General features: G+C 64.0%; 19 protein-coding genes. 4 read left to right on the top strand and 15 right to left on the bottom strand.

Features of this window, described 5'->3' with window-relative positions; genetic code table 11:
- Positions 1-10: 10 nt before the first annotated feature.
- Together BLR66_RS05855 and rhtA are read left to right on the top strand one after the other, a co-directional pair.
- Positions 11-1,213 (top strand): DmpA family aminopeptidase, encoded by a 1,203-nt coding sequence (locus tag BLR66_RS05855; RefSeq protein ID WP_218119599.1) that lies wholly within the window; start codon positions 11-13, stop codon positions 1,211-1,213.
- 76 nt (positions 1,214-1,289) lie between these two features.
- Positions 1,290-2,171, top strand: a complete 882-nt coding sequence (gene rhtA, locus BLR66_RS05850) for a threonine/homoserine exporter RhtA (RefSeq protein WP_093281161.1) — start codon at positions 1,290-1,292, stop codon at positions 2,169-2,171.
- A 4-nt stretch (positions 2,172-2,175) separates the two neighbouring features.
- Here rhtA and rnt read toward each other — a convergent pair whose 3' ends face one another.
- The 12 genes from rnt to BLR66_RS05790 all read right to left on the bottom strand — a co-directional run bounded on the left by rnt (position 2,176) and on the right by BLR66_RS05790 (position 13,209).
- A complete protein-coding gene (rnt, locus tag BLR66_RS05845; RefSeq protein ID WP_093281156.1) occupies positions 2,176-2,802 on the bottom strand; it encodes a ribonuclease T in 627 nt (208 codons plus the stop codon).
- 131 nt (positions 2,803-2,933) lie between these two features.
- Positions 2,934-3,683 carry an HvfC family RiPP maturation protein gene (locus tag BLR66_RS05840; RefSeq protein WP_093284413.1) on the bottom strand — a complete coding sequence of 250 codons (750 nt, stop codon included), beginning with the start codon at positions 3,681-3,683 and terminating at the stop codon, positions 2,934-2,936.
- Positions 3,676-4,530 carry an HvfB family MNIO-type RiPP peptide maturase gene (locus tag BLR66_RS05835; protein WP_093281152.1) on the bottom strand — a complete coding sequence of 285 codons (855 nt, stop codon included), beginning with the start codon at positions 4,528-4,530 and terminating at the stop codon, positions 3,676-3,678. The genes BLR66_RS05840 and BLR66_RS05835 overlap by 8 nt, the downstream gene beginning before the upstream one ends.
- 18 nt (positions 4,531-4,548) lie before the next feature.
- Positions 4,549-4,983, bottom strand: coding sequence for an HvfA family oxazolone/thioamide-modified RiPP metallophore (locus BLR66_RS05830; RefSeq protein ID WP_093281149.1), 435 nt, complete (start codon positions 4,981-4,983; stop codon positions 4,549-4,551).
- Between the two features lie 141 nt (positions 4,984-5,124).
- A complete protein-coding gene (locus tag BLR66_RS05825) occupies positions 5,125-5,667 on the bottom strand; it encodes an RNA polymerase sigma factor (RefSeq protein WP_093281144.1) in 543 nt (180 codons plus the stop codon).
- Between the two features lie 126 nt (positions 5,668-5,793).
- The gene (gene phoU / locus BLR66_RS05820; protein ID WP_093281140.1) at positions 5,794-6,504 is read right to left on the bottom strand and encodes a phosphate signaling complex protein PhoU; all 711 of its coding nucleotides are present in this window, start codon (positions 6,502-6,504) and stop codon (positions 5,794-5,796) included.
- A 37-nt stretch (positions 6,505-6,541) separates the two neighbouring features.
- A complete protein-coding gene (gene pstB, locus BLR66_RS05815) occupies positions 6,542-7,399 on the bottom strand; it encodes a phosphate ABC transporter ATP-binding protein PstB (protein WP_176943775.1) in 858 nt (285 codons plus the stop codon).
- A complete protein-coding gene (gene pstA / locus BLR66_RS05810) occupies positions 7,392-8,261 on the bottom strand; it encodes a phosphate ABC transporter permease PstA (RefSeq protein WP_093281130.1) in 870 nt (289 codons plus the stop codon). The genes pstB and pstA overlap by 8 nt, the downstream gene beginning before the upstream one ends.
- A complete protein-coding gene (gene pstC, locus BLR66_RS05805; RefSeq protein WP_093281125.1) occupies positions 8,261-9,229 on the bottom strand; it encodes a phosphate ABC transporter permease subunit PstC in 969 nt (322 codons plus the stop codon). The genes pstA and pstC overlap by 1 nt, the downstream gene beginning before the upstream one ends.
- Positions 9,230-9,370: 141 nt before the next feature.
- Positions 9,371-10,465: a phosphate ABC transporter substrate-binding protein PstS gene (pstS, locus tag BLR66_RS05800; RefSeq protein WP_093281120.1), complete on the bottom strand. Its 1,095-nt coding sequence runs from the start codon at positions 10,463-10,465 to the stop codon at positions 9,371-9,373.
- 322 nt (positions 10,466-10,787) lie between these two features.
- Positions 10,788-11,807 carry a phosphate ABC transporter substrate-binding protein PstS gene (gene pstS / locus BLR66_RS05795; RefSeq protein WP_176943774.1) on the bottom strand — a complete coding sequence of 340 codons (1,020 nt, stop codon included), beginning with the start codon at positions 11,805-11,807 and terminating at the stop codon, positions 10,788-10,790.
- A gap of 175 nt (positions 11,808-11,982) precedes the next feature.
- Positions 11,983-13,209, bottom strand: a complete 1,227-nt coding sequence (locus BLR66_RS05790) for an OprO/OprP family phosphate-selective porin (protein WP_093281111.1) — start codon at positions 13,207-13,209, stop codon at positions 11,983-11,985.
- A 181-nt stretch (positions 13,210-13,390) separates the two neighbouring features.
- Here BLR66_RS05790 and arsC point away from each other — a divergent pair, with 181 nt between their 5' ends.
- Positions 13,391-13,828, top strand: a complete 438-nt coding sequence (arsC, locus tag BLR66_RS05785) for an arsenate reductase (glutaredoxin) (protein ID WP_176943773.1) — start codon at positions 13,391-13,393, stop codon at positions 13,826-13,828.
- Positions 13,829-13,997: 169 nt separating this feature from the next.
- Here the strand turns inward: arsC and nth are convergent, their stop codons facing one another.
- From nth to BLR66_RS05770, 3 genes are read right to left on the bottom strand one after another with little or no spacing between them, the layout of a single operon-like run.
- Complete coding sequence (gene nth, locus BLR66_RS05780; RefSeq protein WP_093281106.1) at positions 13,998-14,675, bottom strand: endonuclease III; 678 nt, start codon at positions 14,673-14,675, stop codon at positions 13,998-14,000.
- Positions 14,672-14,980, bottom strand: coding sequence for a hypothetical protein (locus BLR66_RS05775; protein ID WP_093284403.1), 309 nt, complete (start codon positions 14,978-14,980; stop codon positions 14,672-14,674). The genes nth and BLR66_RS05775 overlap by 4 nt, the downstream gene beginning before the upstream one ends.
- Positions 14,981-15,035: 55 nt before the next feature.
- Positions 15,036-15,818, bottom strand: coding sequence for an enoyl-CoA hydratase/isomerase family protein (locus tag BLR66_RS05770; protein ID WP_093281101.1), 783 nt, complete (start codon positions 15,816-15,818; stop codon positions 15,036-15,038).
- Between the two features lie 160 nt (positions 15,819-15,978).
- On the opposite strand from BLR66_RS05770, the gene BLR66_RS05765 reads away from it, so the two are divergent.
- A complete protein-coding gene (locus BLR66_RS05765) occupies positions 15,979-16,689 on the top strand; it encodes an FKBP-type peptidyl-prolyl cis-trans isomerase N-terminal domain-containing protein (protein ID WP_093281096.1) in 711 nt (236 codons plus the stop codon).
- Positions 16,690-16,866: the final 177 nt, after the last annotated feature.

The raw sequence follows: 16,866 nt of genomic DNA, 5'->3' as shown, positions 1-16,866 counted from the left end.
AGGGGATCGCATGGATAACGCGGCATTGGTCTTGTTCCGCAGTATGACGCTCGCCTTGTTGGCGATCCTATCGATCCAGCCATTAGCGGCGCAAGCGCAGGAACGCATGCGTGCCCGCGAACTCGGCGTCGCTCCCGGTATCTTTTCGCCCGGCAAACTCAACGCCATCACCGATGTGGAAGGCGTGCGGGTAGGGCAGGTGAGCCTGCGGGAAGGAGATACGGTACGCACCGGCGTCACCGCGATTCTTCCGCATGGAGAAAATCTCTATCGTTCGCGCGTGCCAGCGGCGCTGCATGTCGGCAACGGTTTCGGAAAATTCGCCGGCAGCACCCAGCTCAACGAACTGGGCGAGCTGGAAACTCCCATTCTGCTGACCTGCACACTGTGCGTGTGGAAGGCCGCCGATGCCATGGCGGCGTGGATGCTGGAGCAGCCGGAAATGCAGCAGGTACGGTCCATCAATCCGGTCGTGGGCGAAACCAACGATGGCGGACTGAACGATATCCGCGCCCGCCCCGTCACCGCAAAGGCAGTGCGCGATGCGCTGGAAAGCGCGCGCGGCGGAGCAGTAGAGGAAGGCAGCGTCGGAGCCGGTACCGGCACGGTCGCCTTCGGCTGGAAAGGCGGCATAGGCACCTCCTCTCGGGTGTTGCCGGCTTCGCTGGGCGGCTGGACCGTAGGCGTGCTTGTGCAGACCAACTTCGGCGGCGTGCTGCAAGTCGCTGGCGCGCCGGTGGGTCGCGAACTGGGCCGCTATTCCTTCCAGAATGCCGTCGCTTCGTCGACACCGGTTGCGTCCCCGCGCGGTTCCGGACCCGCCGACGATCGCGGCGATGGTTCGGTGATCATCGTCATCGCCACCAACGCGCCGATAGGCGACCGCAATCTGGCGCGGGTGGCTTCGCGCGCGATGATGGGGCTCGGCCGCACCGGTAGCTCCGCATCCAACGGAAGTGGCGACTACGCGCTTGCTTTTTCGACCGCCGCTTCGGTCCGCCGTACGTTCGGCGCGCCCCAACTCACCACGACCGAGCTTGCGAACGAGGAGATGAGCGCCGTTTTCCAGGCCAGCGTCGATGCGGTGGAGGAGGCGGTCTACAACTCGCTGTTCATGGCCACCACCGTCACCGGCAACGGCCAGACCGTCGAGGCGATCCCGCTCGATCGCGTGCGTGAGATCCTGGCGAAGCACGGCATAGGTCCACGCTGAAAATCGAGCTGTCGTGACCGCGTTGGCGCGGCCGGCCACGCTTGCTCACCCTCCACCGTCCACCAAGGTCTTCTGTATGCCTGCTTCACGCCCTGCCGCATCGGTGATGTTGCCCGTGCTGTTGCTGCTGATCGCGATGTTCTCGATCCAGATCGGAGCCAGCCTGGCCAAGGGCCTGTTCCCGGTGGTGGGCGCGATGGGCGCGACTTCCTTGCGCCTGGGTTTCGGAACGCTGCTGTTGTGGCTGGTGCTGCGCCCCTGGCGCATGCCCTGGCGGAGCTTGCCCTGGCGCATGCTGTTGGGCTACGGCATCTCGCTGGGGGTGATGAACTCGCTGTTCTACCTGGCTTTGCAAACGGTGCCCCTGGGCATCGCTATCGCGCTCGAATTCACCGGTCCGCTAGGGCTGGCGCTGCTGGGTTCGCGACGGCTGCGCGATGTCGGCTGGGTGGTGCTGGCGGTCGCCGGATTGCTGTTGCTGATTCCGTGGTCTTCGCAGCATGAGGCGCTGGATCCGTTGGGGGTGGCTTATGCGCTTGGCGCCGGTCTGTGCTGGGCGCTGTACATCGTGTTCGGACAAAAAGCGGGTGCGGAGCATGGTGCGCAGACCGTCGCGCTGGGCGCGGCGATCGCCGCGTTGGTGGCGGTGCCGTGGGGCGTGATGGAGTCGGGCATGGCGTTGCTGGCGCCTGCTTTGCTGCCGCTCGGCATCGGTGTGGCCGTGCTGTCGATGGCCTTGCCCTACAGCCTGGAGATGGTGGCCCTGACCCGTTTGCCGGTGCGCACCTTCGGCATGCTGATGAGCCTGGAGCCGGCCATCGGCGCCTTGTGTGGATTCGCCTTTCTGCATGAGCAACTGGGCTTGCTGCAATGGCTGGCGATCATCGCGGTAGTGATCGCCTCGGCAGGCGCCACGCTGGGCGCACGCGCGCCGTCGGCGGCGCCGGTACCCGACTGACGTCTCAGGCGGGCTTCGGCCACGCGTTGGCGATCTTGCAGAACAAACGCGCCGTCTGCTCGGTGTCGTAGACGGCCGAATGGGCGTCGTCGGCGTTCCATTCCATGCCGGCGGCCTGCACTGCGCGCGCCAGCACGGTCTGGCCGTAGGCCAGGCCGGCCATGGTCACCGTGTCGAAAACGCTGAAAGGGTGGAACGGATTGCGCTTGTGTCCCGAGCGGGCGACGGCGGCGTTGAGGAAATTCAGGTCGAAGTGCGCGTTGTGCCCGACCAGGATCGCGCGCTGGCAACCGTGTTTTTTCATCGCTGCGCGTACCGGCGCGAACACATGCTCCAGCGCTTCCTTCTCGGGCTTTGCCAGGCGGAAAGGATGGTCCAGCACGATGCCGGTGATCTCCAGCGATTTCGGATCGATGTCGGTACCGGGCGCGGGAATCAGATGCGCGCTGGCGGTTTCGCCCATGACGAACGCGCCGCTTTCGTCCAGGTCGATAGGCACCACTGCGATTTCCAGCAGCGCATGGCGATTCCAGTCGAAGCCGCCGGTTTCCACGTCCACGACCACGGGCAGGAAGCCGCGGAAACGGCGGGACATGGGGGTGGTCGGCAAGGGTTCGTCTGGGCTGGTCATCGCAACAAGCCTAACAGAGCCCGCAAGCGGTCTCCCGGTTGTCCGTAGGAGCTGCGTAAGCTGCGACCAGCAATTAGCCGTATGCGGAAGCCTTGGACGAGCCGTTCTCCCGGTCGCAGCTTACGCAGCTCCTACGGTTTGCTGCCCGGGATCGTGCCTTCCTCGCGCATGCGCACGAGCATGGCGCGGCCTTGCTCGATGAAGGCGGGCAAGTCGGCGACGCCGGCTTCTGCGGCCAGTTGCTCCAGCGCCTGGCGGCCGCTGCTTTCGCCTACGCGCAGAATCTCGATCAGACGGTAAACCAAAGGCGAGATTTCCGCGAAACGGATCTCGTACTGCGCATCGCGCCTTACCAGCAGCAGCGTGGGCGTTTCCGGCGGCGTCTCGGGTTGGTAGTCCGGACCGATGCGCTGCACCGGCCAGGCGTAGGCCAGGGCCCACGCAGTGGGCGAGAGCACAGGTACGCCGGCCAGCAGATCGCCGGCCGCATCGTGGGCGGGGATTTCGTCGTCGGCTATCTGCAAGCCAAGCTCCACCCATTCGTAGTGCGCCATTTCGGCCAACCACGCCGGATCGTCGGTTCCGCTTTCCGCGCGTTCCTGCAGGAAACGGATGAACTCCCGGCCTATCTCGGCGAACAGCGGCGTGTGGCTGCGGTGCTGCGCATAGAACCGGCGCGCGAGCGTGCGCCAACGCTGCTCGCCCAGGGTCTTGCGGATGACGGGAAAATTGCCGGACAGCAGCCCTTCGATGTTGTTGAAGAAAAGATCGCGGTAGATCGCCAGGCGGCGATTCTCCAGCCCGGGAGGCGGCGCATGGGCGTCGGGGTCGCGCAGATGCGCGGCCAGTTCGAACTGTTGCCGGTGCAGCGTTTCAGCCACGGGCGGCAACCGGAATTTCTGCCCTGCCAGCGGCGCGCTGCAGTTCGCGGATGCGCTCCACTTCGGCCAGCAATACCGGCATGGCGGGGAAGTTGAAGTCGCGCTCCAGCAAGGTCGGATGCACGCCATGCAGCCGGTAGGCGCTTTGCAGCAGCGACCAGACCTCTTCTTTCACTGCGGCGCCATGGGTGTCGACCTTCAGATCGTCCGCTTCGTCGTAATGGCCAGCGATATGGTACGAGGCGATGCGTGCCGTCGGCATGCGCGCCAGGAAATCGTGGGCGTCGTAGCCATGGTTGATGGCGTTGACGTAGATGTTGTTGACGTCCAGCAACAGGTCGCAATCGGCTTCAGCCAGCACTGCATTGACGAAATCCACTTCGTCCATGGCCTGGTAGGGGGCGGCGTAGTAGGAGACGTTCTCCACTGCGATGCGCCGGCCCAGGATCTCCTGCACACGGCGGATGCGGGCGGCGACGTGTCGCACGGCTTCTTCGGTGAAGGGGATCGGCATCAGATCGTAGAGATGGCCGTCGTCGGTGCAGTAGCTCAGGTGTTCGCTGTAAAGGGCGACCTGGTGGCGGTCCAGGAAGCGGCGCACGCGCGCCAGGAAGGTCTCATCCAGCGGCGTTACGCCGCCGAGCGAGAGGGAAAGCCCATGGCAGGTAATGGGGTGGCGTGCGGACAGTTGCTCCAGCGCCGCACCGTACTTGCCGCCGATCCCGATCCAGTTGTCCGGGGCGCATTCGAGGAAATCGAACGCGCCCGCGGGCGCTTCCTGCAACGCGCCCAGCAGGGCGCGCCGCAGGCCTATTCCGGCACTGGCATCTGGCAGAGTCGGTTTCATCCAATCAGTACGACGGAATCAGATGCTGCCGCCGCACTTGCCTTCGCCGCACTTGCCTTCGGCATGGTCGGCTTTGGCATCGGTCTTCTTCTTGTCCGCGCCGCACTTGCCTTCGCCGCATTTGCCTTCGGCATGGGCCTTGTGTTCGGCTGCGTCGATGAAGCCGTCCTTGTTGGTGTCGATGCCGTCGAACTTGTCGGCCTTGTCGGCGTGGGCCGCGGTGAACTCGGCGCGCGAAACCTTGCCGTCCTTGTCGGTGTCGACTTTCTCCATGCCGCACTTGCCTTCGCCGCACTTGCCCTCGGCGGCTTTTTCACCGGCGTCTGCGGTGGCCGACAGCAGGTAACCCTGGGCCAGCGGCTGCATGGCGAACGCAGAAGCGGACAGGGCCAGTCCACCGACGAGGGCGGCGGAGAGGGCGAGGGAAACGGGTTTCTGGTTGGACTTGCTCATGGCATTGCTCCTGGGGATGCGGGTTGGCCGCGGGTTGTGGTGGAAGTGTAGCGGTGATGGATTAGCGGTCTGTGTGCACTGCGGCAACGCGGGCTTTGCGCAATCGGTCGTGCGGGGCCGCTACAAGGACGGATTCGGCATTCATGCCGGGCCTGCGGGGGTCAGGTACTCCCGGGTCAGTACGCGCGCCCGGTGCAGGCGCGATTTGGCCGCTTCGCGGTTCAGCCCCAGGCGCTGTGCCAGTTCCTCGATGGAATAGCCTTCCAGGTCGCGCAGCAGGATGATCTCGCGGTAGTGAGGGGGCAGCGATTCCAGCGCCGCGGCCACGTCGTGGCGCAGTTCCACCGGTTCGAAACTGCAGGTTGGCTGGATATCCTCGGTGATTGCATCGCCCGTCAGCATGCGTAACCCGCGTTTCAGGCGATTGCACTCGCGTTTGACGATGCGGAACAGCCAGGAAGCGAAGGATTCCAGCACGCGCAGGTCGCCGATCCGGCGCGAAACCAGGATCATGCTTTCCTGCACCGCATCCTCGGTGTCGTTGATATTGCAGTGGTATTCGGCGTAACGGCGCAGGTTCTGCCGCGACTGGGCAAGCACTCGCTGCAGTGCGGCAAGATCGCCGGCACGGGCGGCGGCCAGATCGTCGGCCGAATAGTGGGTGCTCGCGATTACGCTGTTCATTCCCTCTCCGTGACCACAGCATGCCGCCGTTGCGTCATGCCTGACAGTGACAAAAGAGAGGGGTAGGGCGGGGAAGGATTCGCGGCCGCCCGTGCTGGTTATCGGCGATTCATGCTGCCGGCGCGGTCAGACTGCGCCGGTGGTGCTGGTGTCGTCGCGCTTGTCGCGCGGGGGCAGCGGCTGGTCGCCGTGGATCAGGAACCAGATGTTCTCGGCGATGTTGGTGGCGTGGTCGCCGATGCGTTCCAGGTTCTTGGCCATGAACAGCAGGTGCGTGCAAGGGGTGATGTTGCGCGCGTCCTCCATCATGTACGTCAGCAGCTCGCGGAACAGGGCGGTGTACTGCGCGTCCAGTTCGGCATCGCGCGCACGCACCATCAGGGCGCGGTCGGCGTCGCCTTCGCGGTAGGCCTCCAGCACATCGCTGACCTGGCGCGCGGCCAGCCGTCCCAGCGCGCGCAGGTTGGTGGTGTGGGGAACCGGTGGCGACACGTTCAGCGCGATGGAGCGTTTGGCCACGTTGGCCGCGTAGTCGCCGATGCGTTCGATATCGGAAGGAATGCGCAGGCCGGCCAGGATCTCGCGCAGGTCGCGCGCCATCGGCCCGCGCAGCGCCAGCTGCATCACGTCGTGGCTGATCTTGGATTCGAGTTTGTCGATCTCGACATCGTTGGCGATGATGCGCTGCGCGGCGCGGTCGTCGCGGCGTTCCACCACGTCCAGCGCGGCTTCCAGCTGGGCGACGGCCATCCCGCCCATGTGCAGGATCTCGCCGACCAGGCGGCGCTGCTCTTCGTCGTAGCTTTTGACGATGTGTTCGTGCGGTTGGGTGCTCATGGCGTTCGCTCCTGATTCCTGTATGTCGTGACGGCGATCAGCCGAAACGCCCGGTTATGTAGTCTTCCGTCTGCTGCTTCTTGGGACTGGAGAAGATGTTCGAGGTCACATCGTGCTCGATCAGGTCGCCCAGGTACATGAAGGCGGTGTAGTCGGAAACGCGCGCGGCCTGTTGCATGTTGTGGGTGACGATGGCGATGGTGTAGTCCTTCTTCAGCTCCTCGACCAGTTGTTCGATGCGGCTGGTGGAGATGGGGTCCAGCGCCGAGGTCGGTTCGTCCAGCAGCAGCACGTCCGGTTTCAGCGCCACCGCACGCGCGATGCACAGGCGTTGTTGCTGGCCGCCGGAAAGGCCCAGCGCGCTCTGGCCCAGCTTGTCCTTCACCTCGCCCCACAGCGCGCCCTGGTTGAGCGCGTGTTCCACGCGGTCGTTCATGTCGGCCTTGGAGATGTTCTCGTGGTGGCGGATGGCGTAGGCGATGTTCTCGTAAATGGTCATCGGAAACGGCACCGGCTTCTGGAACACCATGCCGACCTTGCTGCGCAGCCGGTTCATCGGATACTTCGGCGACAGGATGTTTTCGCCGTCCAGGATCACTTCGCCCTTGGCCTCCATCTTCGGGTACAGGGCGTAGATGCGGTTGAAGATGCGCAGCAGCGTCGACTTGCCGCAACCGGAGGGGCCGATCAGCGCAGTCACGCGCTTCTCGGGGATCTCCAGGTTGATGCTTTTCAGCGCATGGAACTTGTCGTAGTAGAAATCCAGCCCCTTGGCTTCCAGCTTCACCGGAGACGGCGGGATCGCGCCGCGCTCGGTGGTCACCGTGGTGATCCGCTGGGTGGAATCGTTGCGTTGAACGTCGTTCATGGCCGGGTCCGAAAAGAGATTAGTCATTGGAGATCTTGTTGCGCAGCAGGATGCCGCGCGCACTCAGGCTGATGAGGAGTACGAATACGGTCAGGACCAATGCGCCGGCCCAGGCCAATGTCTGCCAGGATTCGTACGGACTGCCGGCGAACTGGTTCATCACCACCGGTACGCTCGCCATCGGCTGGGTGATGTTTGCGTTCCAGTACTGGCTGCCGAAGGCGGTGAACAGCAGCGGGGCGGTTTCGCCGCTGATGCGCGCCAGCGCCAGCAGGATGCCGGTGACGATGCCGGCCGATGCGCTGCGGTACAGCACCTGCACGATCACCTTCCATTGCGGCACGCCCAGCGACAGGGCCGCCTCGCGCATCTGCGAGGGCACCAGGCGCAGCATTTCGTCGGTGGTGCGCACTACCACCGGCAATACGATGAAGGCCAAGGCCAGCGCGCCGGCCAACGCGGAGAAACCGCCGCCGAATTGCATGATGAAGAGGGTGTACACGAACAGGCCCAGTACGATCGACGGCGCCGACAACAGGATGTCGTTGACGAAACGCACCACGGTGCCGGCCTTGCGCGCATTGCCGTATTCGGCCAGCCAGGTGCCGGCCAGCACGCCCAGTGGCGTGCCGATCGCTATCGCCAGGCCGCACATCACCGCGCTGCCGAAGAACGCGTTGGCCAGGCCGCCTTCCTGCATCGGTGGCGGAGTCATCTGGGTGAACAGCTGCCAGTTGATGCCGGCGATGCCTTTGGCGACCAGGGTCCACAGGATCCAGGCCAGGAAGAACAGGCCGAACAGCGCGGTGGCGCAGGACAGCACCAAGGCGATCACATTGACGATGCTGCGGCGGCGATAGAGGCCGGCGGCGGCTTTGTTGGCGCTCATCAGTTGCCCTCCTTGCGCGAGAGTTGCATCAGCATGTAGCGAGCGATCGCCAGTACGATGAAAGTGACGATGAACAGCACGAAGCCCAGCAGCAGCAGCGCGGACCGATAGGTTTCGGTGGCCTCGCCGAAGTCGTTGGCGATCAATGCGGCGATGGTGGTGCCCGGCTCGAGCAGCGAAGCGGATAGGCTGACGGTGTTGCCGATGACGAAGGCCACCGCCATGGTTTCGCCGAGCGCGCGGCCCAGGCCCAGGAAGATGCCGCCGATCACCGCCGAACGCGTATAGGGCAGCACGATGTCCCAGCTGACTTCCCATTTCGTCGAACCCAGCGCATAGGCCGATTCCTTCAACCGCTGCGGCACGGTCAGGAACACTTCGCGCATCACCGAACTGATGAATGGAACGACCATGATCGCCAGCACGAAACCCGCGGTCAGCACGCCGATGCCCAAGGGCGGCCCACGGAAGAACACGCCGATGTAGGGGATGGTGCCGATGTGGTCGTTGAGCCAGGGAGTGCCGTATTCGGTCATCACCGGCACCAGCACGAACAGGCCCCACATGCCGTAGATGATGGAGGGAATGCCGGCTAGCAACTCGATCGCCGTGCCCACCGGACCGCGCAGCCAGCGCGGGGCGACCTCGGTGAGGAAGAAGGCGATGCCGAAACTCACCGGTACCGCGATCAGCATAGCGATCACGGCGGTGACGATGGTGCCGTAGATGGGCGCCAGCGCACCGTACTTGTTCTCGACCGGATTCCATTCCGAGGAATAGAAGAAGCTGAGCCCCTGCATCTGCAGCACTTCGCGGCCGCCCCACAGCATGGACAGGGCGGCGGTGGCCAGCGCCACCAGCACGAAGGCCACGGTACCGGTCAATACCCAGCGGAACAGGCGGTCGTTGCGCGCGTCGGCGAGATCGCGCTTGCTATGGGGAACGATGGAGGTGGCGATGGCGTTCATGGATTCCTAGGATCGTCATTCCCGCGAAGGCGGGAACCCAGTGACTTATTTTTTCCGGTGGAGACAAAGGCCAAGTCGCTGGATCCCCGCCTGCGCGGGGATGACGGATTGGCAAAGCCGCGTTTCACGCGGGCCAATCCGTCACTTGAATTCGCTGGCCCAGTACGCTTCGATCTGCTTCACCAGTTCCGGCGGCAACGGCACGTAGTGCAGTTCGCTGGCCTGCGCCTGGCCGTTCTCGAAGGCCCACTTGAAGAAGGCCAGAGTGTCGGCGCTGCGCTTGGCGTCCTTCGGCTGCTTGTACATCAGCATGAAGTTGGTGGCGGTGATCGGCCACGCATTGGCGCCCGGGGCATTGGTGATGACCAGATTGAAATCCTTGGCGTTGGCCCAGTCGGCGCTGGCGGCCGCGGCGGCGAAAGTCTCCGCATTGGGCTGCACGTAATTGCCGGCCGCGTTCTGCAGCGAGGCGTACGGCATCTGGTTCTGCAGCGCGTAAGCCAGCTCGACGTAACCGATGGAACCCTTGATCTGCTTCACGTACGAAGCAACGCCCTCGTTGCCCTTGCCGCCCACGCCGCCCGGCCATTGCACCGACGTGCCTTCGCCGACCTTGGTCTTCCATTCCGGGCTGACCTTGGACAGGTAGTTGGAGAAATTGAAGGTGGTGCCCGAACCGTCCGAGCGATGCACGATGCTGATCTTGTCGGCCGGCAGAGCCACTCCCGGGTTGGCGCCGGCAATGGCCGGGTCGTTCCAAGTGGCGATCTTGCCCAGGAAGATGTCGGCCAACAGCGCGCCGGTCAGTTTCAGTTGGCCGGGCTGCAGGCCTTCCACATTGATCACCGGAACGACGCCGCCGATCGCGGACGGGAATTGACCCAGGCCGGACTGAGCCAGTTCTTCAGGGGAAAGCGGTTTGTCGGTGGAACCGAAATCCACGGTGCCGGCCTTGATCTGGGCGATGCCGCCGCCAGAGCCGATGGACTGGTAATTGATCTTGGCGCCGGTGGCGGAGTTGTAGTCGGCAGACCACTTGGACACCAGCGGATAGATGAAGGAAGCGCCTGCGCCGGAGATCTCGGCGGCGTTGGGGTTGTTCGCCGCGGCGGTGGAAGCGGCGCCTGCTTCCGGTGCGCCAGCGGCCGGCGCGGCATTTTCGGCGGGTTTGCAGGCCACAAGAATCAGCGTGACGGAAAGGGTGAGCAGGGCGGCGCGCGCCGGCTTCAGGTTCATGGTGATGGCTCCGTATAACCAGGGCGCCGACGATAACGTCGGCAGGTACGCCATGAAATGATGTTTTTGTTACACGCGTATGACGCCGTATTTGTGAAGTCCGTCACCCGCGCAGGCAGGGCCTCTGGCGGTGGTTGCGGGCTCGCACGGCAGGCGCATCCGCCGTTTTCTGCGCCGATTGGACTTCGGTACCCCTGGGCGGGGCGGATAACCGCATGACGCTTTTTCGACGCCGAAACAGAAAAAGGGCGCGGATCTTGCGATCCACGCCCTTCGAACGACCTTGGGGGGAGAGAGAGCCCGTCGTTCAATACGCCATTGCTCAGTAAGCCATGTTCTGCGACCAATAGGTTTCGATCTGCTGCACCAGGCCGGCCGGCAGCGGCACATAGCCCAGCGCCTTGGCCTGGCCGTCGCCGCTCTTGTAGACCCAGCGGAAGAATTCCTTGGCGCCCTTGGCACCGGCGACGTTCTTGGGTTGCTTGTACATCAGGATGAAGTTGGTGGCGGTGATCGGCCAGGACTGGGCGCCCGGCGCGTTGGTCATCACCAGATAGAAATCCTTGGACGAACCCCATTCGGCGCTCTCGGCGGCAGCGGCGAAGCTGTCGTCGCTGGGCACGATGAAGTTGCCGGCGGCGTTCTTCATGCGCGAATAGGTCATCTTGTTCTGCAGTGCGTAGGACAGTTCGACGTAGCCGATGCCGCCCTTGATCTGCTTCACGTAAGCGGCCACGCCTTCGTTGCCCTTGCCGCCGATGCCCACCGGCCACTTGACCGAGGTGCCTTCGCCGACCTTGCTCTTCCACTCGGCGTTGACCTTGGACAGGTAGTTGACGAAGTTGAAGGTGGTGCCCGAACCGTCGGAGCGGTGCACGACCGTGATCTTGGTGTCGGGCAGCTGCACGCCGCCGTTGAGGGCGACGATGGCCGGATCGTTCCACTTGGTGATCTTGCCCAGGAAGATGTTGCCCAGGGTCTCGCCGTCCAGCTTCAGCGCGCCAGCGGCCACGCCGGGGACGTTGAGCACCGGCACAATGCCGCCGATCACCGACGGGAACTGCGCCAGGCCGAACTTGGCCAGTTCATCGGGTTTCAACGGCGCATCGGAGGAACCGAAATCGACCGTACCGGCCTTGATCTGGGCGATACCGCCGCCGGAGCCGATGGACTGGTAGTTGACCTGCTTGCTGGAGGCCTTTTTGTAGTCGGCCGACCACTTGGACATGGCCGGATACACGAACGAGGCGCCGGCGCCGGTGACATCGGCGGCCATTGCACTGGTCGAGAATGCGGCCGCAAGGGCCAGCACCGCGACGCGGGATTTGAGGGAGTTGAACACGGGTGGCTCCTGGTTAGGAAATACGCGGCTCGTGCCGCTGGTGCGCATTCCACGACGTTTGCGTGACAACGACGTGTCTTGAATGCGACAGAAATATGACAACCGAAGATGATGGCCATCAAAAAAAGAAGCGCGGCTTTCGCCGCGCTTCCGTTGTTGCTTGGGTAGTCGCTGATTACCAGTAGAACTGAATGCGCGCTTCGGTGATGTTGGGGTTGTCGTCGACGTTGCGGCGGAAGCCCACTGCGTTGTTGTACTTCTGCTGATCGACCATCACGTAGTTCAGCATGAACTTGAAGTTGGAGCGCCAGTACCAGTTCACGCCGACGGTCCAGGAATCCATCTTGCCGCCCAGCACGCCGGTGACGATCGGCGCTGCGGTCGGGGTGGCGCCAGGGGTCACGCTGCCGTCGTTCAGATCCAGGGTGTCGTAACGCAGACCGACCTGCCACAGACCCTTGGTCGGATCGTCAGGAAGGTTGGTGACCGGCACGCCCGCCTTGTAGCCCCAGGTTTCGCCGGAGATGTTCCACAAGCCGGAGACATAGAAGCCGTCGCCGCTGAAATCGTCGAAGCCGCCGTAACGCTGCACGTCGGTCTTCATGTATTCGGCCTGCACCTTGACCGGACCGGTGACCCAAAGCGCTTCGGCCCCGATGTTGCTGACGCGGTCGCTGTTGCGCAGACCGGTGCTGCCCGTATCCACATAGCGGACGGGGGTCAGGTCAGCCAGCGGACGGGCGCGCAGACGCAGGAAATCGGCGTCGGTGTCGCGGTCCAGGTAGGACAGACCGAAGTGCAGGATGCTGCCGGTTTCGTTGATCGGCGCCCAGTAGCCGCGCAGGGCGTAGCCGCCGCCATGCTCGCGGTTGCGGGTCAGTTCGCGGCCGAAATAGCTGGCCGTCAGGGCCCAGTTGGCGTCGCCGTAGTTGTATTGGACGCCGACGCGGCGCGGGGTGCCCAGGCTGTTGGTGATGGAGGACTTGGCGATGAAGTCGTTGTTCTTGGTGCTGGACAGCTCCTCCATCGTTGCGCCCGGCTGTTTGAACTGGCCGACCTGGATGAAGTGGTTGGCGTTGTTGCCGAACTTGTACTTGACGTTGGCGTCCAGGAATTTGTCGTCCTTGGCGTCGTAGCCCAGCACCCATTCGATATTGCCCGGACCCTTGCCCTTGAGCACCAGCTCGGCGCGGCGCAGTTCGTTGTCCGAATCGTCGCCGTCCGGCAGGTCGCCGTTGTAATTGGTGAAATCGTTGTCGAAGCTGTTGTAGTCGGCCTGCACCAGGCCTTCAAAGGAGACTTCCGAGCCGCCGATCACGTCGATGGCGATTTCGGCGTGCGCAGCGGGGGCGACCAGCGCCGCAAGCAGGGCGAGAGACAAAGTGGAACGCGACAGTTTCATGGGAAAGGCCCTTCGGGCGTGGGAAGATGCCGCGCAGGCTAATCCGTGAACTTTGCGTTATTGTGACAAAGCTGTCTTATTTCGTCGCGATGACACTTTTTATGCATCGGCGGTGGCGATCGGACCCCGAATCGGCTCCACGGGGGCATGATGCGCGTCTGTTTCTCATCAGGAAGGTACCGTGAGTCCCTCCGCCATCGACATCGTCATCTATCACAACCCCGATTGCGGTACTTCGCGCAATACACTGGCGATGATCCGCAACGCGGGCATCGAACCCCACGTCATCGAGTACCTCAAGACCCCTCCCAGCCGCGGCATGCTGGTTTCGCTGCTGAGGCGCATGGGAATAGGCGCGCGGGCGTTGTTGCGCGAGAAGGGCACGCCGTACCACGAACTCGGCCTGGGCGATGAGTCGCTGGGCGAAGAGGCTTTACTCGAAGCGATGGTTTCCCACCCTCTGCTCATCAATCGGCCCATCGTGGTCTCGCCGCTGGGCGTGGCGTTGTGCCGGCCTTCCGAGCGGGTGCTCGATCTGCTGCCGCAACCGCAGCAGAGCGCCTTCGCGAAAGAAGACGGCGAACAGGTCGTCGATGCGCAGGGCCGTCGCGTTAGCTGACTAATGCCAGCGACCGGCAGACGTGGGAGCGGCGTCCCGCTGCGAGCTTTGTAGGTCGGGGCTACGCCCCCGACGCATGGATTTTGGCCAAGAGGAATTTCGGCCAAGAGCTCGCGGCGGGACGCCGCTCCCACGTGTATTCCAGGTGCCGCCTCCTATCAGAGGCCGATCAGCGATTCGATTCGTCCGGCGTCTTGTCTTTGAAGCGGCACAGGTCGCGGATCACGCACTGCGGGCAATCGGGCTTTCTCGCTTTGCACACATAGCGCCCATGCAGGATGAGCCAGTGATGGGCGTCCTGCTTGTAGTCGTCCGGTACTACTTTCATCAACTTGTTTTCGACCGCGCGCACGTCCTTGCCCAGGGCCAATCCCGTGCGGTTGGCGACGCGGAAGATGTGCGTGTCCACGGCGATGGTCGGCTCGCCGAAGGCGGTGTTCATGACCACATTGGCGGTCTTGCGGCCCACGCCGGGCAAGGCTTCCAGCGCGGCACGGTCGCGTGGCACTTCGCCGCCGTGCTGCTCCACCAGGATGCGGCAGGTGGCGATGACGTTCTTGGTTTTGGCGTTGAACAGGCCGATGGTGGCGATATAAGGCTTCAGGCCTTCCTCGCCCAGCGTAAGGAGGGCTGCAGGAGTATTGGCGACCGGAAAGAGTTTCCGCGTGGCCTTGTTGACGCCCACATCGGTGGCCTGCGCGGACAGGATCACCGCCACCAGCAGTTCGAAAGGGGTGCTGTACGCCAACTCGGTGGTGGGATGCGGGTTGAGTTCGGCCAGGCGCGAAAACAACTCACGAACTTCATCGGATTTCAGCGACCTGCTGCGCTTGGCGGCGATGGTCATCGCTTCGTGCGCTCCGCGGCCTTGGCCTTGGCGCGCGCCAGGATGGCGGCAGCAGCGGCGGGCAGCGCGCTTTTTCTTTCGGGCAGAGACGAGGCGCGCCGCGCTTCGCGTTCTTCAGCGCGCCGCGCCAGTCTCGCCTTGCGGGCAAGATATCGATCGCGCGCCGCCCAGGCGGTGGCCAGACGCTTCTGCTCTGCGGCCACTCGCGCAACGACGATGGGATCGCAGGCAGGGCAGGGAGCAAAGCTCATCAGCTCTGCATCGATCGCACCATCGATGTCGTCGGCCGCCAGCAATCGCGACAGGAGTTCGCCGCTGCTGCAGTCATGCGGATCGCCGGTTGCTTCCGTTTCCACGGATTCAAGTCCCAGTGAAGACGGGCTTGCGACGCTCCAGGAACGCGCGCGTGCCTTCGCGCATATCGTCCGTAGAAAACATCAGCCCGAATTGCGCGGTTTCGTACTGCAGACCTTCCTCGATGGCGCATTCACCACCCACGTTCACCGCATCGAGCGTGCCGCGCAATGCCAACGGCGCCGCTTGCGCGAGTTGTTCGGCCACTTTGAGCGTCTCGGCCTCGAGATCGGCGGCCGCAACCACGCGATTGACGATGCCCAGCTGCAGCGCGCGTGCGGCATCGATCGAGGCGCCCAGCAGGCAGAGTTCCAGCGTGGCCGCGCGGCCGGTCAGGCGCAGCAGGCGCTGGGTGCCGCCGAATCCGGGAATCAGGCCCAGATTGATTTCAGGCTGTCCCAGCTTGGCCGTATCGGCCGCAATCCGCAGGTGGCAGGCCATGGCCAGTTCCAGCCCGCCGCCCAGTGCGAATCCGTTCACCATTGCGATGACCGGCTTGGGCATGGTCTCGATCCGGCGCATCACGCGCTGGCCGCGCAGCGAGAAGTCGCGGCCTTCGGTGGGTCGCAGACCCGACATTTCGGCGATATCGGCCCCGGCCACAAAAGCCTTCGGACCGGCGCCGGTCAACACCAGCACCCTTGTGCCTGGGTCCTCTGCCGCGTCGTTGAAGGCCGCAAACAGCGCATCCAGGGTCGCTCCATTGAGAGCATTGAGCTTGTCGGGACGGTTGACGGTGATCCGCAGGATGCCGTCCTGGTGGCGGGTGGTAACGGGGGAGTCGGTCATGGTCGCTGTCGATAATGTGAGGAAATCAGGCGGAACTTAAGGCCCGCAAGCGGGTCACAAGCCCCGTCGTCACTGGCGGTTAAGCCCCCCGGCGGCTATCCTAGCGCGTCCTACTGGGGCGGTTCGACCGCCCCATTCCATAACCGGAGGTTTGTTGATAATGAAGTTGCGTTTGCTTGCCGCCACCCTTGCGGCCATGACCCTGGTAGCCGGCTCCGCCTTCGCGCAAACCACGCCGGCGCCCGATAAAAATGCACTGAGCTACGCGCTTGGTTACGACCTTGGCCGCAACCTTGTCGAAAGCGGCGAAGCCGTCGACATCAATACGGTCGTCAAGGCCCTGCAGGAAGGCTACGGCAAGAAGGAGCCCACCGTTCCCGTGGCCCAGCTGCGTACCGCCGTGGAAACCATGCAGAAGCGCCAGATGGAAAAGGCCAAGGCCGCGTTCGACAAGGCTTCGGCCGAGAACAAGACCAAGAGCGACGCCTTCCTGGCCCAGAACAAGAGCAAGGCCGGCGTACAGAGCCTGCCGGGCGGCATCCAGTACCGCGTGATCGAAGCCGGAAGCGGCGCCAAGCCGACCCAGGCCAGCAACGTGACCATGCAGTACAAGGGTTCGCTGAGCGACGGCCGCACCTTCGTCGATACCTTCAGCCCGCAGCAGGGCCAGACCACGGCGCCCGCGCCGATGGCGATCAAGGTCAGCGAAATTCCGCTGGCGGGTCTGCGCGAAGCCATCGTGCAGATGCCCACCGGCGCCCGCTGGGAAGTGGTGCTGCCGGCCGACAAGGCCTACGGCAACACCCCGCAATCGCCCGTCGGCCCGAACCAGGCCGTGGTTTTCGAGGTCAAGCTGGTCAGCGTCAAGTGACGTTTCGGCCCGCCTGCGCATAGCGCAGGCGGCTTTGCCGAAACGTCATCCCCGCGAAAGCGGGGATCCAGCGACTTGGGTAGCCAAGTCCTGTAGTCCCGCTACGCCGGCCCAGTGCCGGCGTAGCCTTTTTCTGAAGTGCTGTTTTGTTCCGGGCAATGCGCGCTGTACAGGCGC

The sequence above is a fragment of the Pseudoxanthomonas sp. CF125 genome (assembly GCF_900104085.1).
Taxonomy (GTDB): domain Bacteria; phylum Pseudomonadota; class Gammaproteobacteria; order Xanthomonadales; family Xanthomonadaceae; genus Pseudoxanthomonas_A.
This window is presented reverse-complemented; position numbering and strand designations above follow the sequence as displayed.